The sequence below is a fragment of the Sphingobium cupriresistens genome (assembly GCF_004152865.1).
Taxonomy (GTDB): Bacteria; Pseudomonadota; Alphaproteobacteria; order Sphingomonadales; family Sphingomonadaceae; genus Sphingobium; species Sphingobium cupriresistens.
Genome location: NZ_SEOO01000015.1, coordinates 65871 through 89551, shown reverse-complemented (window position 1 = coordinate 89551; position 23681 = coordinate 65871). Strand labels below are relative to the sequence as shown.

Genomic DNA, 23681 nt, shown 5'->3' with positions numbered 1-23681 from the left:
CAGGAGAGGGGTTTGTTCATGTCTTCACGCACCCATATATTTCGTACCGCCCTGTTTGCGGCTTCCGCGGTCGGATCGCTGAGCCTGGCTCAGGCGGCAATAGCGCAGGCGGCCGCGCCGCAGGCCGATCCCGCCGCCGCTGCCGCGCCGCAGGATAGCGAAGTCGCCGACATCGTCGTGACCGGCATCCGCGCTTCGCTGGCGAGCGCTACCAACGCCAAGAAGGACGCCGTCGCCTTCGGCGACTCGATCTTCGCCGAGGATATCGGTAAGCTGCCTGCCACCAACCTGGCCGAAACCCTGAACCGGATGCCGGGCGTCCGCCTCAACCGCGACATTAACGGCGAAGGCACGCAGGTCGCGATCCGCGGCCTTGGTCCCAGCTTCACCCGCGTCCTGCTCAACGGGTCGCAGCTTCAGGTCGCGTCGGACGGCGGCACCAACGGCGGCAGCGCCAACCGCGAAGTCGATCTCGACTTCTTCCCGTCCGAACTGTTCACCCGCCTCGATCTGGCCAAAAGCCCATCGCCCTCCACGCTGGAAGGCGGCATCGCAGGCACCGTCAACCTGCGTAATGCGCGGCCTTTCGACAAGCCGGGTACGCATTTCACGGTTGTCGCGCAGGGCCAATATACCGACAGCAACGACAGGATTTCGCCCCGCGGCGCGATCGTCGCCAGCCACACCACCGATACGTTCGGCATCCTGCTGGGCGTGGCCGGGGTGAAGACCAAGACGCGCGTGGATGGCTTTGAATCGCTGGGCTATAGCGACGGCAATCTGGGCGTTGGCGATCCGGGCGGCAATAATTTTTCCTGGGCGTCGGTCGTTCCTGCCAATGCGGGGCATGGACTGGTCGCTGGCCAGCCGGTCGATGTGGTCGCGACGTCGGGACTGACCCGTGACCAACTCAGCACCGCGCTCATTCCGCGCCTCGGCCGTCAGGCCCTGACGCAGGGCGACCGCTCGCGCATCTCCGCGCTGGCCGCGCTCGAATGGCGCCCCAGCGACGAACTGCATTTCGCCCTTGATGGCCTGTGGGCCAAATCGAAACGCAACTATGATCGCCTGATCATGAACTGGCAGGTGCGTAATTCCGGTCCTGGCACCAGCGCCCAGTCGACCGGCGGCATGATCCCGATCGACTTGACCGTGGACGATAATGGCGTCGTCACCAGCGGCACCTTCGCCAACAGCTCTTTCTTCCTGGAAGCCAGCCAGTTCAAGCAGACGACCAAATTCTGGAACATCAACCCCAGCGTCGAATGGAAGCCGGCGGACAATCTGACCGTCAACCTGTCGGCCAACTGGTCCAAGAGCCGTTTCTTCCGCGAACAGCCGACCTGGGCGTTCCAGACTGCGCCAGGGTCTGGCGTCGATGTCTATTATGATAATACCGGCCAAGGCGATTATCCCGCGATCACCACCAATGTCGATCTGAACGATCCCAATAACGGCCTGTGGGAATGGTATCGCCAGAATATCGCGCTGGTGCGCCGCACCACCGAAACCAAGGGCGCGCATCTGGACCTGACCTACGGCGACGCGATGTTCAACGTGAAGGTCGGCGCGGCCTATGACCGCGCGCAACGCACCATCCGCGCCTATGACAACAGCCCGGCCTATCAGTTGTCCGTATGCGGCGCCGGCTGCACCGGGGATAGCGGCTCAATCCCGACCAGCGCCATTCCGGGCTATCTCAGTCCCGGATCGACCACCAATTTCGGCCATCTCGCCAACGGCAATATCGGCTTTACCAGATATATCATGCCCGATTTCGATGCCATCAAGCAGGCGACCGATTATGTCAGCTATCGTGACAACGCGCCGGAAACGCGCGGCGCCGTCACCGGCGGCGCGACCGGCGACATGGATGAAGAAGTTTGGGGCGCTTATTTCGAACTGAACGGGGTCACGACGATCGCGGGTCGCGATCTGCATATCAACACCGGTATGCGTTACGCCCGCACCCGGCAGGAGGTGATCGGACCCAGCCAGATCGGATCGCAGATCATCGATATCACATCGCGGTCGACATATGAGAATTTCCTGCCGTCGATCAACCTGACCTATGACGTCATGGATAATGTGAAATTGCGTGCTTCGGCTTCGCGGACCATGACTCGCCCCGACGCCAGTCAGATTCTGCCAGGCATCACTTTCTCCGACCCGTCGGCTTTGGTCGCCAGTGCGGGCAACCCGGATCTCAAGCCCTACACGTCGGACAATTATGACATCGGCGGCGAAATCTACACCGGCGGCATCGGCTATGTCGGCGTGTCGATGTTCATGAAGAATATCACCGGCTTCACCGTCACCCAGTCGCAGGAAGTCAGCTTCGGTTCGCTCAACATTCCGTTCGCCAGTCTGATCGCAACCCAGCAAAATGCGTTAAATGACCGATCGCTCCAGACGGGGGTGCCGGTGTCCGATCTGCCGATCACCGTCAACCGCCCCATCAACCTGTCTGATCTCAAGATCAAGGGGCTGGAAGTCACCTGGGTTCAGCCGCTCGACTTCCTGGTGAAGGGTTTGGGCTTCTCGGCGAACGGCACCTATTTGGACCAGTCTTCCTCGTCCGGTCTGGTGGCGACCGGCGTTTCCAAATATTCATATAATCTCCAGGGCTTCTATGAAAATAACGGCCTGTCGCTCAGCCTGAATTATGTCTGGAACGACGATGCCATTGCGGTGAATCGTCCGCAAAACGGCATCCAGAATGCGTCGCTCCGGTCCGAAGCGCGTGGTCAGCTCGATATGTCGGCGGGCTATCAACTACCCTTCTTCAACAAGGCGCTGCGTCTGACGGTTGATGCGCTCAACATCACCAACGAGCCGATCCGCACCCTGTTCGAATATGATAATGCGCCCTATTCGGTCTATTATCCTGGTCGCACGATCATGGCCGGCATCCGGGCGAATTTCTGATCCTCCCCCAAGGACACCTCATAGGGTCGGTGGCGACGCCGACCCTTTTTCGTGAAGAGGCGGCGCTTCCAATGTTGGATTTTATCTGATCTCTTCTGTCCCATGAAGCCGCATCGCCACCGCCCACTCCGCATCCTGGACCGCCCGCCGCCCGCCGGGGCGTTCACCCTCGTCACGCATCGGACGGGCTGCTGTGACCCAGGTGGCGCGTCGCCGTCGCGTCGCGATGATCCGACGGAAGCGTCGTCGATAAGCGGGCATTGCGGCCGTGTCGCGTCGCAGCCGCTTTGGCAGCGCATCTCCGGCGCAAAAGCGCGCCAATGCGAAACCAGTGACGGTGTGAACTTCGCGGCCGTGACCCGGTCATGACCTTGCAAGGAAGGCGATGATGCGTCTCTCTCTCCTGTTATGCTTTCCGTTCGCCCTCCTGGCGACGCCGGCTCAGGCGAAGACCTGCACCCCCAATTGGGTCGCGGGCTGGGCGTCTTCGCAATTCCGCCCTACCGGCGACGCAGAACTGCCCGCCGGCACGCTGGCGAACCGGACGCTGCGCCAGATCGTCCGACCATCCGTGTCGGGCAACCGGATTCGCGTGCGCATCTCCAACCTTGCCGGGACCAGGCCGCTTATGCTGGCTGGCGCCAGTATCGCCCGCGCGCGCGATTCATCATCCGCTGCGATCGATCCCGCCACGCTGATCGCGCTGCGCTTTGACGGAAAGCCAGATGTCATCGTCCCGGCGGGCGCGGACTATCTGTCCGACCCGGTATCGCTGCAGACCAGGGCGCTCGACAGTATCGCGGTGTCGATCCACTATGCGGGTGATCCTGAACAGACGTCGCACCCCGGATCGCGCGCGACATCCTGGCATTTGCCCGGCGATCATCTGGGCGATAAGGCCATGGCCGGCGCCGACCATTTCGACCATTGGTTCAACCTGGCGGCGCTGGAAGTCGAACGCTGCGCGCCGGCGAAACTGATCGTCGCGCTGGGCGACTCCATCACCGACGGGAAGGGGGCGACGACCAACGGCAATGACCGCTGGACCGATGTGCTGGCGGCGCGGTTGCAAGCCGACCCGAAGCGCCGTCCTATCGCCATCGTCAACCAGGGGATCGGCGGCAACCGGTTGCTCGATGACGGGCTTGGCCCCAATGCGCTGGCGCGGCTGGACCGCGATGTGCTGGCCCAGCCCGGCGTCACCCATATGATACTGCTGGAGGGGATCAACGATCTGGGCACACTGACCCGCGACGCGCCCGTGAGCGTGGCGGCGCACCAGGCGCATGTCGCCCGCATCATCGGCGCCTATCGCCAGATCATCGCCCGCGCCCATGCCAAAGGGATCAAGGTGATCGGCGCGACCGTGATGCCCTTCGTCGGCAATGGCTATTATCATGCCGATGCCCGGAATGAGGCGGATCGGCAGGCGGTGAACGCCTGGATCAGGACGCCGGGCCATTTCGATGCGGTGATCGATTTCGACCGCGTGACCCGCGACCCGGCGCATCCCGACCGCCTGTTGCCCGCCTATGACGAAGGCGACGCGCTGCATCCCTCGCCAAAGGGGTATAAGGCGATGGGGGAGGCGATCCCGCTCAGCCTTTTCGATTGATCCGCCTGTGCCCCGCCTCCAGCACCGTCTCCATCGCGACGAAGGTGGATGTGCTGGCGACATGGGGCAGGGCGCTGATCTTCTCGCCCAGCACCATGCGATAGCGGCGGATGTCGGCGGTGCGCACTTTAAGGAGATAGTCGAAATTGCTCGCCAGCATATGACATTCCTCGACCTCCGGGATGCGCCGCACCGCCGCGTTGAATTCGCGCAATGCGGCCTCCCGCGTGTCGCTCAACTTCACTTCGGTGAAGGCGATATGGTCCATACCCAATTTCGCCGGATCGACGATCGCCCGAAAGCCGCGAATGACGCCCGCTTCCTGCAAGCGTTTCAGCCGCACCTGGCAGGGCGTCTTGGACAGGCCGACCTGCGCGGCAAGATCGGTGACGGTCATCCTCCCGTCTTCGACCAGGGCGGCGATGATCCGCCGGTCGAAATCGTCCAGATCGACCGCTTTGGGCATATTCTCCATCTTATCTGCCTAGCAAGGTCCTCTTAATAAGTCACTTCGACTTGTGGAGAGCCGTTGATAAGGCGGAACGAAAATTCGACCTGGGTTATTCTGGTTGCATGACAGATCAGCCCTTCGCCAACTTCGCACCCGCCATCCGCCAGCCCACCCCGCTGCGGGAAGCGATCACCGCCGCCTATCGCCGTGACGAGGCGGAGGCGCTGGCGCCCCTGATCGCATCGGCGACCCTGCCGGACGCAACGAAGGCTGCGATTGCCGACACCGCCCGCACCCTCGTCACCGCGCTGCGCGCCAATCACAAGGGCACCGGGGTCGAAGGGCTGGTGCAGGAATATGCGCTGTCCAGTCAGGAGGGCGTGGCGCTGATGTGTCTGGCCGAAGCGCTGCTCCGTATTCCCGACACCGCCACCCGCGACGCGCTGATCCGCGACAAGATCGCCGATGGCGACTGGGGTTCGCATCTGGGCGGCGACAAGTCGCTGTTCGTCAATGCCGCCACCTGGGGCCTGGTCGTCACTGGCAAGCTGGTCGGCAGCGTCGATGATCGCGGGCTGGGCGCAGCGCTGACCCGCCTTGTCGCCCGCGCCGGCGAGCCGGTCATCCGCCGCGGTGTGGACCTGGCGATGCGGATGATGGGCGAACAGTTCGTCACCGGCGAGACGATCAAGGAAGCATTGAAGCGCGCCAAGGAACTGGAGTCAAAGGGCTTCGCCTATAGCTATGACATGCTGGGCGAAGCGGCGACCACCGCTGCCGATGCGAAGCGCTATTATGCCGATTATGAACAGGCGATCCATGCCATCGGCAAGGCATCGGCCGGGCGCGGCATTTATGCCGGGCCGGGCATATCAATAAAGCTGTCGGCGCTGCATCCGCGCTATGTCCGGGCGCAGGCCGATCGCGTAATGGGCGAATTGCTGCCCGCGGTTAAGCGACTGGCGCTGCTGTCGAAAGGCTATGATATCGGCCTCAATATCGATGCTGAGGAGGCCGATCGGCTCGAACTGTCGCTCGACCTGCTCGAAAGCCTGGCGACCGACCCGGACCTGGCCGGCTGGAACGGGCTGGGCTTTGTGGTGCAGGGCTATGGCAAGCGCTGCCCCTTCGTCATCGACTGGATCATCGACCTTGCCCGCCGCGCCGATCGACGCATCATGGTGCGCCTCGTCAAGGGCGCCTATTGGGATGCGGAGATCAAGCGGGCGCAGGTCGATGGTCTGCCCGACTTTCCGGTCTATACCCGCAAGGCCCATACCGACGTCGCCTATGTCGCCTGCGCGCAGAAGCTGCTGGCCGCGCCCGATGCGGTCTTCCCCCAATTCGCGACCCATAATGCGCAAACGCTGGCCACCATCTATCAACTGGCGGGGCCGGACTTCGCGATCGGCCAATATGAGTTCCAGTGCCTGCACGGCATGGGCGAGTCGCTCTACGAACAGGTGGTCGGCGCCGGAAAACTGGACCGCCCCTGCCGCATCTATGCGCCGGTCGGCACGCATGAGACGCTGCTCGCTTATCTCGTCCGCCGTCTGCTGGAAAACGGCGCGAACAGCAGCTTCGTCAATCGCATCGCCGATCCCAACGTCTCGATCGAGGAGATGATCGCCGATCCGGCCGATGTCGTGCGCGCCATGGCGCATCCCGGCCATCATCATGACCAGATCGCATTGCCGGCCGATCTCTATCCCGACCGCCGCAATTCGGATGGGCTGGACCTTAGCAACGAAGCCACGCTCGCCAGCCTGGGCGATGTTCTGCGCCACAGCGCGTCGCTCGGCTGGACGGCTGCGCCCGACGATGCGGCTGGCCCCTCGCGCACGGTGTTCAACCCCGCCGATCATCGCGATGTGGTGGGCCGCGTCACCGAAGCATCGGTAAAAGAGGCGCGCGCCGCCGCCATCCGCGCAGCCGCGTCGCGCTGGTCCGATAGCCCGGTCGCCGATCGCGCCGCTGTGCTGGACCGCGCCGCCGATGCGATGCAGGCGCGGATGCCGATCCTGCTGGGCCTGATCGTGCGGGAGGCGGGCAAGTCTTTGCCCAACGCCATTGCCGAAGTGCGCGAGGCGATCGACTTCTTGCGCTATTATGCCGCGCAGGCGCGCTCGACCTTCGGCCCGGCGCAGGCCGCCTTGGGGCCGGTCACCTGCATCAGCCCGTGGAACTTCCCGCTGGCCATCTTCACGGGCCAGGTCGCCGCGGCTCTGGTCGCGGGCAATCCGGTGCTGGCCAAGCCGGCCGAGGAAACCCCGCTGATCGCGGCTGAGGTCGTCCGCCTGTTGCATAAAGCGGGCGTGCCGGCCGATGCGCTGCAACTGCTACCCGGCGACGGCCGCATTGGCGCGGCGCTGGTCGCGGCGCCCGAAACCGCCGCGGTCATGTTCACCGGATCGACCGAGGTCGCCCGGCTGATCCAGCGCCAGCTTTCCACGCGCCTGTCCGCAGATGGCAAGCCCATCCCGCTCATTGCAGAGACCGGCGGCCAGAATGCGATGATTGTGGACAGCAGCGCGCTCGCCGAACAGGTGGTGGCCGATGTTATCGCCTCCGCCTTCGACAGCGCGGGCCAGCGCTGTTCGGCGTTGCGCATCCTGTGCCTGCAGGAAGACGTCGCCGACCGGACGCTGACGATGCTCAAGGGCGCGCTGGCCGAATTGCGGATCGGCCGCACCGACGCGCTGAAGGTCGACATCGGCCCGGTCATCAGCGCGGAGGCGCGCGACGGCATCAATGCCCATATCGATGCGATGCAGGCGTTGGGCCGCAAGGTCGAACATAGTCCGCTGCCACCCGAAGCCACGCACGGCACCTTCGTGCCGCCGACGATCATCGAGATCGAGTCCATCGCCGATCTCAACCGCGAAGTCTTCGGCCCCGTTCTGCACGTGCTGCGGTTCCGGCGCGACCGGCTGGACGCGCTGGTCGACCAGATCAACGCCACCGGCTACGGCCTGACCTTCGGCCTGCATACCCGGCTGGACGAGACGGTGGCGCGGGTCACGGCGCGGGTGAAGGTCGGCAATATCTACGTGAACCGCAACGTCATCGGCGCGATCGTGGGCGTGCAGCCCTTTGGCGGTTGCGGCCTGTCGGGCACCGGCCCCAAGGCTGGCGGGCCGCTCTATCTGGGGCGGCTGGTCACGACGCCGCCGGTGTTCGCGGCGCGGGTCAGTCATTTGCGCTCGCCGCTGCACGCCTTCGCCGACTGGCTCGACGCGCAGGGCGATGGCGACGCGGCGACACAGGCGCGCCGCGCCGGCGACGCCTCTGCGCTGGGCGTCGAATTGGCGCTGCCGGGGCCGGTGGGCGAGCGCAACATCTACGCCCTGCATCCGCGCGGTCGCATCCTGATGCGCCCGGCGACTCGGCAGGGGCTGTTCCGCCAGATGGCGGCGGTGCTGGCGACCGGCAATCATGGCGTGGTGCAGGGGATGACGATCCCGGCCGGCCTGCCCGCCGACGTCGCCGCCTGCTTCAGCACCGACGCCACCGGCCATTATGCCGCCGCGCTGGTGGAAGGGGACGCCGCCAAGGTCGCCGCGACCGTCCAGTGCGTCGCCGATCTGCCCGGCCCGATCGTGTCGGTCCATGCCGACGATCATGGTCATGGCTATTGCCTGGACTGGTTGCTGGAAGAGCAGTCAACCTCCATCAACACCACGGCGGCGGGGGGCAATGCCAGCCTGATGATGATCGGATAAAGGGCGCGCGCGTCTTTTCGGTCCGGCCATTGCGCCTTTGGTCGCGGCGGCTATAGATTTGTCGTCTGTTCCGGAGCGCACCCCATGGCATCTACCCTTTCTACAAAGCCGAGCTTCGCGCCGATCAAGACGCGGCGGGCGTTCGAGATCATCTGCGAGCAGATCCGCGCGCAATTGGCCGCGGGCACGCTCAAGGCCGGGGACAAGTTGCCAGCCGAGCGCGAGTTGGCGGTCGAGTTCCAGGTCAGCCGCAGCGCGTTGCGGGAGGCGCTGCGTAGCCTGGAGGTCGCGGGGATCATCCGCAATGTGAAGGGCGCGAAGGGCGGGGCATTCGTGCAGACGGCAGAACCCGACCGGATCGTACAGGCGATGCAGGATTATGTCCACCTGGGCGATATCTCGCTGAATGAACTGACCGAGGCGCGGCTGGCGTTGCAGGACATCATCGTGCGGCTGGCCTGCGAGCGGGCGACCGACACGGACCTGGCCGACCTGGAGGCGATCGCCGAGCGGACGAGGCGGGAAACGAGTGTCGAGGCGCGTTACCAATGCGCCGTCGAATATTATGCCGTGCTGGCGCGGGCGACCAAGAACCGCATCTTCGGCATCTTCGTCGATTCCCTTTCGGCGATCCTGCATGAATTCGTGCAAGGACCGGATTATGAGACGTTGCAGCAGTCATTGATCGAATCCCGATTCCGGCTGGTGCGGCAGTTGCGGGCGAAGGACAGCGAGGCTGCGGTGGCGGAGATGCGCAAGCATCTGGAGCGGGTGCATCGCCATGTCCGCAAGAACAGCAAGGCGGCGGCCAAGGGCTGACCTTCGCACCTGACCGGGCGTCTGACAGGGGCGTTTGAAACAGCGAGTTGGACAGTTGTACGCGATTGACGCCCCACGACCGCCATGCAATAGGTAGGACCATTGAATAATTAGTTCGACAGGCGAGTGAGGCTATGGCGGAAGAGAGCAAGGCGGCGACGGTTGGCGCCCTGGATGGCGTGCGGGTGCTGGATTTCACCAGCGTCATGGCCGGGCCGTTCGCGACGCGGATGCTGGCCGACCTGGGCGCCGAGGTCATCAAGGTGGAATCGCTGGAGGGCGACCAGGTCCGTGCGCGGCCGCCCAAGCGGGATGGCTTCAGCGCCTATTTCGGCAATTTGAACGCGGGCAAGCAGAGCATCGCCTGCAACCTTAAATCCCCCGAAATCATCGCCCTCATCAAGGATTTGATTGCGACCTGCGACATATTGGTGGAAAATTTCCGGCCCGGCGTCATGGCGCGGTTCGGGCTGGACTTCGCCGCGCTGCGCGAGGCCAATCCGCGTCTCATCTACTGCTCAATCTCCGGCTATGGCCAGACCGGGCCGAAGGCGCTGTCCCCGGCCTATGCGCCCGTGATCCATGCGGCCAGCGGCTTCGACATGGTCAATCTGCGCTATCAGGACGGGGCTGACCGGCCGGCGACCAGCGGCGTCTTCATCGCCGACGTGCTGGGCGGCACCCATGCCTTTGGCGCAATCCAGGCGGCGCTGTATCAGCGTGAAAAGACGGGCGCAGGCCAGCATATCGACCTGTCGATGCTGGAGGCGATGGTGGGGATGCTGGTGTTCGAAACGCAGGAGGCGCAGTTCCCCGGCGACGCCCGGCGGCCGCTCTACACCCCGCTCAAGACCAATGACGGCTTCATCATGGTCGCGCCGACATCCCCTCGCAATTTCGAGCAATTGACAGACGCGGTCGGCCATCCCGAATGGCGCGACGATCCGCGCTTCCTGACCAATGCCGATCGCAACGCCAATTGGGCGACGCTGCTGGCGCTGACGGAGACGTGGACGCGCGAGCGCAGCGCGGAGGAGGCCGAGGCGATCCTCTCGCGCCATGGCGTGCCGTGCGGGCGCTATCGCGAAATCGATGAATTGCTGGACGATCCGCAACTGGCGTCGCGTGGCGCCTTCGCGGAAATCAGCGACGGGGCCGGCAGCTTCAAGGTGCCCAACCCGCCGTTCCGCATGAGCGGATCGCGGGTCGAGGCGCGCAACCATGTCGCCCGACTGGGTGAAGAGGGTGCGGATATCCTCACCAAGCTGGGCGTGGACGAGAGCGCGGTGGCAGCGCTACGCGCGCGGGGCGACCTGCTGTAACAAAAGGAATCGCCACGGCGTGGTGCGCTATTCCAGGTCGTGAAAGGGCCGGATTTCGATCTCGCTCGGTCCTGGCATGGGATTGGGGCAGCGCTTCACCCAGGCGACCGCCTCGTCCATATCCTTGACCTCCCACAGCCAGAAACCCGCGACCAATTCGCGTGGTTGGGAGAATGGGCCGTTAATGACGGTGCGTTCGGCGCCATCGAAGGCGACGCGCTTGCCTTGTGAAGAGGGGGTGAGGCCATCGGCCATCACCAGGATGCCAGCGTCGCGCAGTTCATCGTTGAAGCGGCCCATCGCGGCCATCATCGCGTCCGTTTCGGGCGAGGGCCGATAGCCTTTCTCGCTGTCTTCGGTCGCCTTCACCAGCACCATCACGCGCACCGCCTGTCTCCTTGCCGGGCGTTGGAACGATGGCGGGATTGTTCGGGAATTAGCGTCCCGGCGCAATATATTTCATGAAGATGAGGGGGCGGGATGCCTGCACGCATCCCGCCCGCGCCCTTTATCGCAGCAGTTCGCGCGCGATCGTGTTCTTCTGGATTTCCGACGACCCTTCATAGATGCGGGTGATGCGGATATCGCGATAGAGGCGTTCGATCGCAAAGCCCCGGCAATAGCCCGAACCGCCGAAAATCTGGACCGCCGTGTCGACGGTGCGGCTGCCTGCTTCGGTCGCGAACAGTTTCGCCATGGAGGCGAGTTCGCGGCGCTTTTCGCCCTGGTCATAACGCCAGCAGGCGTCGAGCAGGATCAGGCGGGCAGCGCGCATGTCGGTCGCCATCGTCGCGATATAGTGGCGGATCGCCTGGAAATCGGAGATGACGCCGCCAAAGGCCGGGCGCTGCTTGGATTCCTCGATCGCCAGTTCCAGCGCATATTCGCCCATGCCGACCGCCGTCGCGCCGACATTCATGCGGCCCTCGTTCAGTCCTTCGAGCGCATAATGGAAGCCACGGCCGAGTTCGCCGATCAGCGCGTCGGGGCCGACCTGACATTCGTCGAAGGTCAGTTCATAGACGCCGGGCGTCGCCGTCCCCATCAGTTCGATCGTGCCGGTGACGGCGAAGCCGGGCGTGTCGGCGGGCATCAGGAAGGCGGAAATGCCGCCGCGCGGCCCCGCGGCCTTGTCAGTATAGGCATAGACGATCACATATTTCGCGTTCTTGCCGTTCGAAATATAGGTCTTGCTGCCGGTGATGACCCAGCCGTCGGCGTTGCGGGTCGCGGTGGTGCGCATCGAACCCGGATCGGAACCGCTATTGGGTTCGGTCAGGGCAAAGGCGATGCCGATTTCGCCCGAACACATGCCGGGCAGCAGCGCTTCGCGCTGGGCTTCCGAGGCATGATACATGATGTTCTTGGCGCCCGGCCCCATGAGCGGGCGCAGTTCGGTCCAGAATTGGGGAGGAAGGCGGGCGAGTTCGATCTGCACCGCCGCCTGGGCCAGGGCGCCCAGGCCCAGGCCGCCATATTGTTCGGGCAGCGCCATGCCGAAATAGCCATTGTCGATCAGCGTCTTGCGCACGATCGGCGGCACTTTTCCGGTCGCCTGAAATTCGATTTCATGCGGCAGCAGATCGTGCACGATGTCGCGGGTGACGTCGCAAAATTCCTTGATGTCGTCGGGCAGTTCAAAGTCCACGGCGCAGCCTCCTTAAGGTTCGACTCTGATGCGCGGATAATCGCGCTGTTCAGCATTGGTCCTACCATTACAATAATGGTCAGTCCATTAAATTTTCTGGCTTATGGAAGGGCTGCGGCTGTCCTTTGGGGCAGTTGTCCTTTAGAGATGAGGCAGCCCGACGACGCAAAAGCGCGCGGGCGCAGGGTAACAAGAGTAAGCGGCATGGCGACCGATCCGTTCGACCTCAATCTGCGCCACCTGCGCGCTCTGCTGGCGATCCGCGAACATGGCAGCATCACCGCCGCGGCCGATGTGGTGAGCCTGTCGCAACCGGCATTGACGCAGGGGCTGGCGAAGCTGGAGCGGCAATTCGGCTACACGTTTTTCGAGCGGCGGTCAGGCGGCATGGTGCCCACGCCCATGGGTGAGATCGTGATAGAACGCGCGCGTGCGGCGCTGGATCATCTGTCGCAGGCAGCCAAGGGGCTGTCGGGCGTGTTTCAATATCCCGAACGGCTGATGACGATGACGCAGCTGCGCGCCTTCCTGGCGCTGGCGGAGGCGGGTAGCTTCGCGGCGGCGGCGCATGGCAGCACCTTGTCGCAGACGGCGGTGCATCGCGCGGTCGGCGACCTGGAGCAGATGATCGGCGGCAAGCTGGTCGAGCGGCGGGGCCGGGCGGTGTGGCTCAATCCGGCGGGGAAAAGGCTGGCGCGCGGCACGCGGCTGGCGGTGGCGGAGATCGTCGCGGCGCTGGCCGATATGGGGCTGGACAGCGGCAGCGGCAGCGAGGTCATCGCGTTCGGCGCGCTGCCATTGGCGCGGCCCTATCTGGTGCCGGCCGCGATGGCGCGGATGGCGCGGAGCGATCCGCGTGCGGCGTTCAAGGTGCTGGAGGGAAGCTGGCGCGAATTGGTGGAGCCGTTGCGCGATGGCGTGATCGACATGATCGTCGGCGCGCTGCGGCCCTATGAGATTGCCGACCTGTATCAATTGCCGTTGTCGGAGGATCGCTTGGTGATCGCGGCGGGGAGTCAGCATCCGCTGGCGGCCGAGGCGAGACCGACGATGGCGCAACTGGCGCGCTATCCCTGGATCGTGGCGCCGGCCAATTCGCCGCTGCGCGAACAGTGGGAGAAATTGTTCGGGGAGGGCGTGGCGCCGGCGGTCGCGCCGCCTGCGACCCCGATCGAGTGCGGGTCGGTCATGATCATCGGGCGGCTGCTGACCGAAGGCCATTTCCTGACCCTGTTGTCGCCCGACCAGGTGGCGTTGCAGATCCGCAGCGGGCTGCTGACCCAGATCGGTCCGCCGCTGGAGGACAGCAAGCGGGTGGTGGGGATCACCACGCGGCGCAGCTGGCGGCCGACTGCGACGCAGCGGCGCTTCCTGGAAATGGTGAGCGAGGCGGCCAAGGGCGAGCGGGTCGAAGGCGCGCCGCCCGATTTGCGGGAATCGGGCTGGGTGTGATGCCGCCCGCCTATGGCCGATTGATGGCCTGAAGCGCGGCGATCCGGCCCTTCAGCCGATTGGCGAGCGAGGGCCGGATCGGCTGTCCGGCGAGCAATTTGCGCCATGTATTGTAACTGATGCCGAAGCGGGCGTTGAGCGCTTCGTCGGTGCGGCCGGTGGCCAGCCTCTGCATCTGGAGGATCATCTCCTCCTCCAGATGCACGCCATTGCTGTTGCTGCTCTGCTGCACGGTGCGCGCCTCAGTCCAGATTGATCCAGACCGCCTTCGTCTCCAGATAATCCTCGATATGGTGCGGGCCGGATTCGCGGCCGAAACCGCTCATCTTGTAGCCGCCAAAGGGGACGGCGGGGTCGAGCATCTGGTAGCAATTAACCCAGACGGAGCCTGCGCGGATGCCGCGCGCCATGCGATGGGCGGTGCCAAGGTCGCGGGTCCATACGCCGCTGCCCAGGCCGAATTCGGTGGCGTTCGCGCGGGCCAGAACTTCATCCACCGTATCGAAGGTGAAGGCGGAGAGGACGGGGCCGAAAATCTCTTCCCGCGCGATCGTCATGTCGTCGGCGACATGGGTGAAGATCGTCGGTTCGATGAAATAGCCCGCATCATAGCCCGCGCCGCTCATGCGGCCGCCGCCGGTCAGGGGGCGGGCGCCCTCCGTGTTGGCGCCTGCGATGAAGGCGAGGATCTTGTCCATCTGAGGGGCGGAGACGACCGGTCCCATCTGGGTGGTGGGGTCGAGCGGGTCGCCGACCTTGATCGTCTTTGTGAAGGCGGCCAGCCGCTCCATAAATTCGTCGTGGATCGCGTTTTGCACGAACAGGCGGGTGCCCGCGCTGCAAATCTGGCCGGCATTGGCGAAGACCGCCATGGCGGCGGCCGGCACCGCCTTGTCCAGGTCGGCGTCGGCGAAGACGATGTTGGGCGACTTGCCGCCCAGTTCCACCGTAACGCGCTTCATCGACGCGGCGGCGGCGTGGAGGATCTTCTCGCCAACGCCGGTGGAGCCGGTGAAGGCGATCTTGTCGACGTCGGGATGACTGGAGAGCGCCGCGCCCGCATCGCCCAGGCCGGTGACGATGTTGATGACGCCTTCGGGGACGCCGGCCTCAAGGCAAAGCTCGCCGAAACGGAGCGCGGAGAGGGGCGTCTGTTCGGCGGGCTTCATGACCAGGGTGCAGCCGGTGGCGAGGACCGGGCCGGCTTTCCACACCGACATGCCGATCGGGCCGTTCCAGGGATTGATCGCCGCGACGACGCCGATCGGTTCCTTGAGCGTGTGCGAGAGGACGTCGCCGGGGGCGTTATTGTCTATCGTGTCGCCGGTGATGAGCATCGCCTGGCCGGCGTAATAGCGCAGCAGCGCGCCCGCGCGCGCCTTGCCCATGATGGTGCGGCTATAGGGCGCGCCAAGGTCGAGCGTGTCGAGCATCGCCAGTTCTTCGAAATGCGCCTCCACCAGATCGGCGAGGCGGAGCATGATGCGCTGCCGCTCGACCGGCTTCATCCGGCGCCATGGCCCCTCAAACGCGGCGCGGGCGGCCTTGACGGCGCGGTCCACATCTTCGGCGCCGCCCTGCGCGATCGTAGCGAGCAACTCGCCGGTGGCGGGGTTGCGGGTTTCGAAACGCTTGCCGGACAAAGCGGGGACGCGCTGGCCGTCGATCAGCATGTCCTGATCCGGCGTGTCGAGCAGGGCGGGGCGGGGGGGGATGGTCATCATGTTCATGGGGGCTCTCCGGGCCGCGATCAGGCGGCGATATTCGATGTGACGGCGTCTTCCAGGATGAAGCGGGCGGCGCGCTCGGCAATCATCATGGTGGGGGCGGAGGTGTTGCCGCTGATGATGTCCGGCATGACCGAGGCATCGACCACGCGCAGGCCGGACACGCCGCGCACGCGCAGGCGGCCGTCGACCACTGCCATGCGATCGCCATCCGGCCCCATTTTGCAGGTGCCGGTCGGGTGATAAGCGGTGTTGACGATCTTGCGCAGGGCGGCGTCGATCTCCGCATCGCTTTGATGCTGGATGCCCGGTTCGATCTCCGCACCGGTCATGGCGGCCAGCGCAGGCTGGGCGAAGATGCGGCGGCATTCGCGGAAGCCGGCGATCAGCGTTTGCATGTCATAGGGATCGGCGAAGAAATTGGGGTCGATGACCGGCTTGTCCTCCGGCCGGTTGCTGGCCAGACGCACCGAGCCGGCGCTTTTGGGGCGCAGCAACTGGATCAGGCCCATATAGCCGTGGCGACGGGGGACGGATCGCGCGTCAAGCTTCAGCCCGGCAAGGAAGGTGATCTGAATGTCCGGGCGGCCGGTGCCGTCGGTGCAGAGGAAGCCGCCGGCCTCCGCCACATTGGACGCCAGCATCCCTTCGCGCTTGAACAGATATTTCAATGGGCTGGCGAGGATGCGGGGCAGCACCCTGGCCGAGACGGCGTAGGATTCGGCCGACGGGTTTTCCATCGCGACATGGACGGTCGGATGATCCTGCAAATGCTGGCCGACGCCGGGCAGGTGGTGGACGACATCGATGCCCATATCGTGCAGATGATCCTGCGGCCCAATCCCGGAGAGCATCAGCAATTGCGGCGAGTTGGTCGCCCCGGCGCACAGGATGATTTCACGCCGCGCGGAGATGGTGCTGCGCGCGCCGTCCTTTTCTATCTCCAGGCCGACGGCCTGGCCGCGATCGAACAGGATGCGGCGGACCATGGTTTCATCAAGGACGGTAAGGTTGGCGCGCTTGAGGGCGGGGTGGAGGAAGGCACGGGCGCTCGACAGGCGGGTGCCGTTGCGCTGGTTAAGGTCATAGCGGCCGAAGCCATCCTGCCGTTCGCCAGCAAAATCGTCATTGCGCTGATGTCCTGCCTCTGCCGCCGCGTCGACGATGGCGGCGCTGACCGGGTTCCAGCTTTTGGGCTTCTGCACATCCAGTTCGCCGCCCTTGCCGTGCCAGCCTTTTTCGGGACCGGCATAATTTTCGACCGCCTTGAACGCGGGGAGGACGTCGTCATAGGCCCAGCCGTCATTGCCCGCCTTCGCCCAGGCGTCATAGTCGGCCTTTTGCCCGCGAATATAGACGCCGCCATTGATGGCGCTGCATCCGCCAAACAGCTTGCCGCGCGGAAAGTTGATTGTGCGGTTGTTGACAGCGGCGTTGCCAGTAAGCGCCTGTTTCCAATTATATTTTTCGTGCGGCAGCAGAAAGATATTGCCGACCGGCATGGCGGTCTTGAGGTTGACCGGCCATTTTTTGTCGGATGGTCCCGCTTCGATCAAGGCGACGCGGTTGGCGGGGTCAGCGGACAGACGATTGGCCATCAGGCTGCCCGCCGAACCCGATCCGATCACGATATAGTCGAAGCTGTCGCTCATGATAGTGCGTCCTTGCGGCCGAGCGCGGGCACATGGCCCCGCACGGCAATGAAACCCAGGGCGTTTACCAGCATCAGGGCGGCGAGCGCGCCGAAGAAGCCGAGATTGCCCCAGTCGATGAGCAGCGCGCCCGCCACCGCGCTGACGATCGCGCCGACCCGGCCGGCCGCGCCCATCAAGCCCAGGCCGCGGGCGCGCAGGCCGGTGGGAAAGGCATGGGCGCCGACCGCAAACATGGCGGACTGGGCGGCGCTGGCGAACAGGCCGAGCGCGCCGAGGCAGGCGAGGACGGCGGCTTCGTTACGGCCGCCGCTGATGGGGAGCAGGGCCAGCGTGGCGCAGACGGCGGCGCCGACCAACGCCATCAGGATCAGCACCGGTCGGGAGCCGAAGCGGATGATGGCGAGCGACGCGATCATCGCGCCGATCGTGCCGCCCATGTTGAAGCTGGTGAGGCCGAGGCTGGCGGTCTGGAGGCCGAAGCCTGCGCTGTTGAGCATCGTGGGCGCCCAGTTGAACATCAGATAGATCATGAACATGCCGGAAAACATGGCGACAGAGAGCGCCAGCGTGTCGCGTAGCAGCGCGGCGCCGAACAGGTTGCGCATCGGTTCGAAGCGGGGCGCTTCCCCGGCGGCGAGCGGGACATGGGCGGCGGACGCGGGATTGGGATGGCCGATGCGGCGCAATATGCGGTCCAGTTCGGCGGCGCGATCGGGCCGTTCGGCAAGGTAGCGAGGGGATTCGGGCAGCACGAACCAGAGCCAGGCGACAAAGATCATCGTCACGGTGCCGCCGATATAGAAAAGCCAGCGCCAGCCAAGGCCCGGCAGGATCAGCGCGGCGGCGACCCCGCCCAATATGCCGCCGATGGAGACGCACACCACGCCGAAGGTGACGGCGACGCTGCGCCAGCGAACGGGGGTGAATTCCGCGATCATGGCGCTGGCGGTGCCGGGTACGCCGCCGAGGCCCACGCCTGCCAGCGTCTTCAAGGCTGCGACCTGCCACAGCGCGCCGGAAAAGCCGGTGAGCAGGGTTGCGACGCCAAAGATGGCGACGCCGATGATGAGCGCGCCACGGCGGCCGAAACGATCGCCGACCCAGCCCGACGTCAGCGTGCCGATGGCCATGCCGACGAAGCCGAGCGCGAAAACGGAGCCAAGCGCCGTTCGGTCGATTCCCCATTCCTTGAGCAGCGACGGCGCGGCGAGGCCGAGCATCTGGTTATCGAGGCCGTCGAGAATGACGGTCGCGGCGATCATCAGCACAGACCAGATCTGGTAGGACGACATGGGTATGTCGTCCAGCATCCCTTTTGTGCTGCTGCCTTCTATCGTGGCGACCGCCAAGACCTTCTCCTTACCCTTGGGCCGTTTGCGGCCGCTTCATTCATTTGCCGGTATGAAATTGGAAAACCGGAATATCGCTTTTACAGGTCCAGCACTAGGTTGGCGCTTTTCGATCCCGAACAGCAGACCATGATTGATCTGTTCGCAGCCTTGTCGTCATCGGAGAGGAAATGGTCGCGATGGTCGGGAATGCCGTCCAGAACCTTGACCTCGCAGGTGCCGCAAATCCCTTCGGAACAGGCGAAGCCGACATTGACGCCGGCGCTCAGCAGCGCGTCGAGCATCGTTTCGCCTTCTTCGACCGCGATAGTCTTGCCGCTCTTGGCCAGTTCCAGCGTATAGCCGCCTTCGGTCGCCATCTCGGTTTCGGCTGAGAAATATTCGATATGGGCGTGACCCTTGGGCCGGTCGCAATTGGTGGCCAGGAAGGCGTCAAGCATCCCGCCCGGACCGCAGCAATAGAGATGCGCGTCGGCAGGCGCCGCGGCGCAGATGGCCTTCAGGTCGAGGCGGCGACCGCCGGGAATGCCGTCATAGGCGATCTCGACCTGGTCGTAATCGGACAGGCGATCGACATAGGCGGCGCGTTCCGGGGAGGCGGCGACATAATGCAACTCCCAGCTCTTGCCGAGCTTCTCCAGCCGCGCGATCATCGGCAGCATTGGCGTGATGCCGATGCCGCCGCCGATCATCACGGTGTGGTTGGCATCTTCCACCATCGGGAAGTTGTTTTTCGGTTCGGAGATTTCGAGAATCTGGCCGACCTGCCATTTTTCATGGATGTGGCGCGACCCGCCGCGGCCATCGATCGCATGATGGACGGCGATTTCATAATAGCTCCGGATCGCGGGATCATTGACCAGCGAATAGCTGCGCGCCAGCCCCGGCGAGAGCTGGACGTCGACATGGGCGCCGGGATCAAAGGCCGGCATCAGCCCGCCATCGACGGGTTCGAGGATGTAGCTGTTGATGCCTTCGGCTTCCCAGCGGATATTCTTCAATCGTGCGCGCATCACCCTCTCCGTCCGGTGCGATGCGTCTCTTGGCAGGGCCGGGACGCCATGGATCGGCGAACCGGACAAACCGCAATGCGTTTCGTCACCTTTATCATCCTTGTCTGAGGCGCCGGGGCATGGATCGCCCCGGTCCTTATATATGCCTTATTCAGCCGCTTCGACCTTGTCGGGCCAGCGCACCGCCTTGGCCAGCGCCGATTCATAGGCATTGGCCAGCGTGTCGCTGGGGTCGTGCAGGAACGACCCTGCGCGCGCGCGGTAGAAGATGCTGGGATCCTCGATCCCCGGCGGCAAGGTGCCCTTGTTGGCGAGCGCACGGGCGGCAAGCAGCACGCGGCGGCGGACGCGGGCGATCATCTGGTCGGTGGGGGCCAGATTTTCGAAGCTATGGTCGGTGATCGGTCCCATGCTTTCGGTCACCGCCTGATCCTGCATCGTGATGTTGGGGATGCCGGTGAACTGGGTGCCGTTGCGTTGGGAATCGCGGTCGATCGCCCAGTCGTTCGCCTGACTGTCAGGCGAACGCCAGCGGCCATACCAGTCGGTGGTGGTCGGCGCATATTCGAGCGGCGCGAACAACGGCGTGCCGTCCTTGAGCGTGGAGGTATAGGCTGGATTGCCCGCATCCACGCCGCAGGTGATGTCGAACAGCATCGAATGTTCGTCGTCCATCGGCACCCAGGCGCGGGCGATGGCGCGGGTCGCGAAACGGTTGTTGGGCGTCTGCGTCCAGAAGGGGAACATATAATGGGCGACGCGCCAGCTCATCTGGCCATCGTCGTTCGGGCGATAGCCGCCATACATGACGCCCCAGTCAGCCTGCGCCACTTCATAGTCGGGCGCGCGGTTGAGGACGGTCGGGCGCATCGGATGATCCTCGTCCAGGTCGTCCGCCTCGATCGAGCCGACATGGAGGAAGCCGACATGGCTGGTGTCGATGTCGCCTTCCAGCGCCTGGAGCCAGTTGCAATCGCGTTGCAGACACCAGATTTCGGCGTCCGGGTGCATCGTCGCTTCGATTTCGGGCAGCGGCGGCGGGGCGGACTGGTTTTCGCCCATATAGACCCAGATCAGACCATTGGCTTCATGCGTCTTATACGCCTTGGCATGGACTTTCTCCTTGAAGTCCATGCGGGCGGGGACGGACGGCATGTCGACGCATTTGCCGTCCACGTCGAACTTCCAGCCATGATAGACGCAGCGTATGCCGTTTTCTTCATTGCGGCCGATGAACAGCGACGCGCAGCGGTGCGGGCAGCGGTGGTCCATGATGCCGACCCGGCCGCTGCTGTCGCGGAAGGCGATCAGCTTTTCGCACAGGATCATCAGACGCAGCGGATCGCCATCGGCCTTCACTTCGGATGACAGGCAAGCGGGCATCCAATATTGGCGCATCATTGTGCCCATGACCGTGCCCGGTCCAACCCTGGTCATGTCGGCGCTATCAGTGGACTGCATGAGTTTTTCAGCCTCTTCCTTGCTTGTCGTTATCGGCGCGGCCTGAATCAAAGCCGGCGCCATTCCCTGGTCCCTGAATAGAGGGTCGCAGTCACACGCCCCAATCGGAATGTGGTCGGACCATTCAATAATCGGGACGATACTATTGCACCTCTTTCTTTTTTGCTGCTTCACGCTTCCCAGGCGGCGTCAAGCCGTGTCGTTAAGGGAGAGTCCGGGCCATGCCTTTCAGTTTCAAAACATCCTCAGCACTCAGCGCGATCGCCGCTATGATCGTGGCCGCGCCGGCCTTTGCGCAGGCCGATCAGGCCGCGCCTCAGCAGGTTGCGCCGCAGGATAATCTGTTCCCCGAAGATATCGTCGTGACCGCAGAGCGGCGCGAATCGACGGTGCGCGAAGTGCCTTTCTCGATCGCGGCATTCGGCGGCGAGTTGCTGCGTGAGGCGCAGGTATACAGCCCCGCCGCGCTGACGCAGCAGATGCCGGGCATCACCGTCAACACCGCCGACAAGTCGCTGTCGATCGTCGCGATCCGCGGCAATGTGTCGACCTTCCGCACCGCCACGCTGGACACGCCGGTCGCCTATTTCATGGACGACGTCTATTATGTGTTCAACAACGACCTGAACGCCAATTTCTACGACACCGATCGCGTCGAGGTGCTGCGCGGGCCGCAGGGCACGTTGTTCGGGCGCAATGTGGTGGGCGGCGCTATCGCCGTCATCACCAAGAATCCCGACTTCAAGGATGATTATTACGCCCAGATCACCGGCGGCAATGGCGGCTATGTGCGGACCGAGGGCATGGTCAACGGCACGCTGGTCGATGACAAGATCGCCGGCCGCTTCGCGTTCAGCACCGAACATAATGACGGTCTGATCGACACGCCGAACCAGTCGGGCAGCTATGGCAAGTCGGACAGCTATTCGGCCCGCGGCAAATTGCTGTTCCAGCCGACCGACACGCTCAAGATCGTCCTGTCGGGCGATTACAGCTATACCAAGGGCAATGGCGGCGCGATCCAGCTCGGCATCGGCGGCAATCAAGTCATCCCCGATACGTTCGGCGATTTCAGCGACGACAAGTGGACGAATAACGACTTCGTGTCCTCGCCCTATCGCCAGCGTCTGCGCGGCGGCTATTTGCGCGGCGACCTGGATCTGTTTGGCGGCACGCTGACGTCGATCACCGGCTATCGCATGAATGACAGCCGCGCGATCAACGACGACGTGCCGGTTGGCACCGAAGTCCCCGTGTTCGACCGCCGCCAGGTGGTGAAAAACCGCAGCTTCACGCAGGAAGTCCGCTTCGCCTCCGCGCCGGGCCGCTTCTCCTATGTGGTCGGGGCCTATTTCCTGTCGGCCGATGTTTCGACCACCAACATCTTCTTCTACAGCCCGCTGCCCGGTTCGGCGGTCAACGCCAGCGTGCGCCGCAACCCGGAGGTGACCAATATCACCCGCGTTCAGGAAGGCAATGTCCGCAGCCTGGCCGTGTTCGGCGAAGCGACCTTCGAGATCACCGACAAGCTGGCCGTCGTGGCCGGCGGCCGTTACACGTCGGACCGCAAGAAGATCGACTATCACGCCTTCTCGACCACGGACGCGGGCGCCATTCCCGGCTTCGGTTTCCCCGGCGAAGTCTTCGCGTCGGGCGGCAAGACCTGGGACGCCTTCACCCCGCGCTTCACGATCAAGTTCGAACCGATGGACAAGGTCAACATGTATGCGACCTATGCCAAGGGCTTCAAGTCGGGCGGCTTCGTCGACAATGCCTATCGCAACCCGACCATCCCGCTGGAGCCGGAGAAGGCGGAGAATTACGAAATCGGCGCCAAGTCGCGCCTGTTCGACAACAAGCTGGACCTGAACGTCGCGCTGTTCCGCCAGACGACGAAGAATCTCCAGAATTTCTCCGGCGCAGGCGGCATCGCCCATACCTATAATGGTACGCTCAAGATGAAGGGGCTGGAGGTCGAATCCGTGATTCGTCCGGTCGAAGATCTGCGCCTGACCGCCAATTACACGCATCTGGTGGGCAAATATACCGACCTGCGCGATCCGCTGGTGAACCTGGATTATTCGGGCAATCCGGCCAAGTTCGCGCCGCGCGACAGCTTCACTGTGGGTGCGGCCTATACCGGACGCCTGAGCAATGGCGCGACGCTGACGCCGCAGGCCGACTTCAACTTCTCTACCCGCATCTCGACCGATGATGCGAACACGCTGCGCCTCTACGACAATCTGCACGAGGATACCCGCGGGCGGACGCTCAATGCGCGGTTGAATTACGAGACAGCGGACGGGCGGTTCCAGATCGGCTTGTGGGGCAAGAATCTCACCAACAACTATCAGATCGTCAATGCGGACGACATCACCGCCTTCCTGGCTGTGCCCGGTAACGGCACCACCTATTGGAAGATCTTCACCAACACGCCGCGGACCTATGGCCTGACGCTGTCGTTCCGCCACTAATATCCTGGGGCGGGGAAGGTGATGCCTTCCCCGCCTTTTCTTTCG

General features: G+C 64.2%; 16 protein-coding genes. 7 read left to right on the top strand and 9 right to left on the bottom strand.

The genetic code is table 11. From position 1 onward, the window contains the following. The first annotated feature begins 18 nt into the window (after window positions 1–18). The gene (locus EWH12_RS10875; protein WP_129926563.1) at window positions 19–2928 is read left to right on the top strand and encodes a TonB-dependent receptor; all 2910 of its coding nucleotides are present in this window, start codon (window positions 19–21) and stop codon (window positions 2926–2928) included. Between the two features lie 385 nt (window positions 2929–3313). Next, window positions 3314–4543 carry an SGNH/GDSL hydrolase family protein gene (locus EWH12_RS10870; RefSeq protein ID WP_422917726.1) on the top strand — a complete coding sequence of 410 codons (1230 nt, stop codon included), beginning with the start codon at window positions 3314–3316 and terminating at the stop codon, window positions 4541–4543. On the opposite strand, the gene EWH12_RS10865 is transcribed toward EWH12_RS10870, so the two are convergent. Beyond that, window positions 4527–5018, bottom strand: coding sequence for an Lrp/AsnC family transcriptional regulator (locus tag EWH12_RS10865; protein ID WP_129926562.1), 492 nt, complete (start codon window positions 5016–5018; stop codon window positions 4527–4529). The genes EWH12_RS10870 and EWH12_RS10865 overlap by 17 nt on opposite strands. Before the next feature lie 98 nt (window positions 5019–5116). Between EWH12_RS10865 and putA the strand changes: the two genes are divergently transcribed. The 3 genes from putA to EWH12_RS10850 all read left to right on the top strand — a co-directional run bounded on the left by putA (window position 5117) and on the right by EWH12_RS10850 (window position 10857). Further along, complete coding sequence (putA, locus tag EWH12_RS10860; RefSeq protein ID WP_129926561.1) at window positions 5117–8716, top strand: trifunctional transcriptional regulator/proline dehydrogenase/L-glutamate gamma-semialdehyde dehydrogenase; 3600 nt, start codon at window positions 5117–5119, stop codon at window positions 8714–8716. An 84-nt stretch (window positions 8717–8800) separates the two neighbouring features. After that, window positions 8801–9535 carry a FadR/GntR family transcriptional regulator gene (locus EWH12_RS10855; RefSeq protein WP_066601309.1) on the top strand — a complete coding sequence of 245 codons (735 nt, stop codon included), beginning with the start codon at window positions 8801–8803 and terminating at the stop codon, window positions 9533–9535. A gap of 134 nt (window positions 9536–9669) precedes the next feature. Then, window positions 9670–10857, top strand: coding sequence for a CaiB/BaiF CoA transferase family protein (locus tag EWH12_RS10850; protein ID WP_066601311.1), 1188 nt, complete (start codon window positions 9670–9672; stop codon window positions 10855–10857). Between the two features lie 27 nt (window positions 10858–10884). On the opposite strand, the gene EWH12_RS10845 is transcribed toward EWH12_RS10850, so the two are convergent. Next, the gene (locus EWH12_RS10845) at window positions 10885–11244 is read right to left on the bottom strand and encodes a YciI family protein (RefSeq protein WP_066601317.1); all 360 of its coding nucleotides are present in this window, start codon (window positions 11242–11244) and stop codon (window positions 10885–10887) included. Window positions 11245–11365: 121 nt separating this feature from the next. Continuing rightward, window positions 11366–12505, bottom strand: a complete 1140-nt coding sequence (locus EWH12_RS10840; protein ID WP_066601318.1) for an acyl-CoA dehydrogenase family protein — start codon at window positions 12503–12505, stop codon at window positions 11366–11368. Window positions 12506–12709: 204 nt separating this feature from the next. On the opposite strand from EWH12_RS10840, the gene EWH12_RS10835 reads away from it, so the two are divergent. Continuing rightward, window positions 12710–13957 carry a LysR family transcriptional regulator gene (locus EWH12_RS10835; RefSeq protein WP_066601322.1) on the top strand — a complete coding sequence of 416 codons (1248 nt, stop codon included), beginning with the start codon at window positions 12710–12712 and terminating at the stop codon, window positions 13955–13957. 10 nt (window positions 13958–13967) lie between these two features. On the opposite strand, the gene EWH12_RS10830 is transcribed toward EWH12_RS10835, so the two are convergent. The 6 genes from EWH12_RS10830 to EWH12_RS10805 form a co-directional block, all read right to left on the bottom strand. Further along, complete coding sequence (locus EWH12_RS10830) at window positions 13968–14189, bottom strand: transposase family protein (RefSeq protein ID WP_129926560.1); 222 nt, start codon at window positions 14187–14189, stop codon at window positions 13968–13970. A 10-nt stretch (window positions 14190–14199) separates the two neighbouring features. Then, window positions 14200–15687 (bottom strand): aldehyde dehydrogenase family protein, encoded by a 1488-nt coding sequence (locus EWH12_RS10825; protein ID WP_129926559.1) that lies wholly within the window; start codon window positions 15685–15687, stop codon window positions 14200–14202. A 20-nt stretch (window positions 15688–15707) separates the two neighbouring features. Then, window positions 15708–17336 carry a GMC family oxidoreductase gene (locus EWH12_RS10820; RefSeq protein ID WP_066601325.1) on the bottom strand — a complete coding sequence of 543 codons (1629 nt, stop codon included), beginning with the start codon at window positions 17334–17336 and terminating at the stop codon, window positions 15708–15710. Further along, window positions 17333–18688, bottom strand: a complete 1356-nt coding sequence (locus EWH12_RS10815; protein WP_242496018.1) for an MFS transporter — start codon at window positions 18686–18688, stop codon at window positions 17333–17335. The genes EWH12_RS10820 and EWH12_RS10815 overlap by 4 nt, the downstream gene beginning before the upstream one ends. A gap of 80 nt (window positions 18689–18768) precedes the next feature. Continuing rightward, window positions 18769–19701, bottom strand: a complete 933-nt coding sequence (locus tag EWH12_RS10810) for a PDR/VanB family oxidoreductase (protein WP_066601330.1) — start codon at window positions 19699–19701, stop codon at window positions 18769–18771. A gap of 147 nt (window positions 19702–19848) precedes the next feature. Continuing rightward, window positions 19849–21162 carry a Rieske 2Fe-2S domain-containing protein gene (locus EWH12_RS10805; protein ID WP_242496017.1) on the bottom strand — a complete coding sequence of 438 codons (1314 nt, stop codon included), beginning with the start codon at window positions 21160–21162 and terminating at the stop codon, window positions 19849–19851. Between the two features lie 221 nt (window positions 21163–21383). On the opposite strand from EWH12_RS10805, the gene EWH12_RS10800 reads away from it, so the two are divergent. Continuing rightward, window positions 21384–23636 carry a TonB-dependent receptor gene (locus EWH12_RS10800; protein WP_129926558.1) on the top strand — a complete coding sequence of 751 codons (2253 nt, stop codon included), beginning with the start codon at window positions 21384–21386 and terminating at the stop codon, window positions 23634–23636. Window positions 23637–23681: the final 45 nt, after the last annotated feature.

Coding starts and splice junctions, on each gene's coding strand:
- EWH12_RS10835 (WP_066601322.1), top strand. CDS start 12,710: ATGGCGACCGATCCGTTCGACCTCAATCTGCGCCACCTGCGCGCTCTG.
- EWH12_RS10870 (WP_422917726.1), top strand. CDS start 3,314: ATGATGCGTCTCTCTCTCCTGTTATGCTTTCCGTTCGCCCTCCTGGCG.
- EWH12_RS10810 (WP_066601330.1), bottom strand. CDS start 19,701: ATGCGCGCACGATTGAAGAATATCCGCTGGGAAGCCGAAGGCATCAAC.
- EWH12_RS10820 (WP_066601325.1), bottom strand. CDS start 17,336: ATGAGCGACAGCTTCGACTATATCGTGATCGGATCGGGTTCGGCGGGC.
- EWH12_RS10850 (WP_066601311.1), top strand. CDS start 9,670: ATGGCGGAAGAGAGCAAGGCGGCGACGGTTGGCGCCCTGGATGGCGTG.
- EWH12_RS10825 (WP_129926559.1), bottom strand. CDS start 15,687: ATGAACATGATGACCATCCCCCCCCGCCCCGCCCTGCTCGACACGCCG.
- EWH12_RS10865 (WP_129926562.1), bottom strand. CDS start 5,018: ATGGAGAATATGCCCAAAGCGGTCGATCTGGACGATTTCGACCGGCGG.
- EWH12_RS10800 (WP_129926558.1), top strand. CDS start 21,384: ATGCCTTTCAGTTTCAAAACATCCTCAGCACTCAGCGCGATCGCCGCT.
- EWH12_RS10805 (WP_242496017.1), bottom strand. CDS start 21,162: ATGCAGTCCACTGATAGCGCCGACATGACCAGGGTTGGACCGGGCACG.
- EWH12_RS10855 (WP_066601309.1), top strand. CDS start 8,801: ATGGCATCTACCCTTTCTACAAAGCCGAGCTTCGCGCCGATCAAGACG.
- EWH12_RS10875 (WP_129926563.1), top strand. CDS start 19: ATGTCTTCACGCACCCATATATTTCGTACCGCCCTGTTTGCGGCTTCC.
- putA (WP_129926561.1), top strand. CDS start 5,117: ATGACAGATCAGCCCTTCGCCAACTTCGCACCCGCCATCCGCCAGCCC.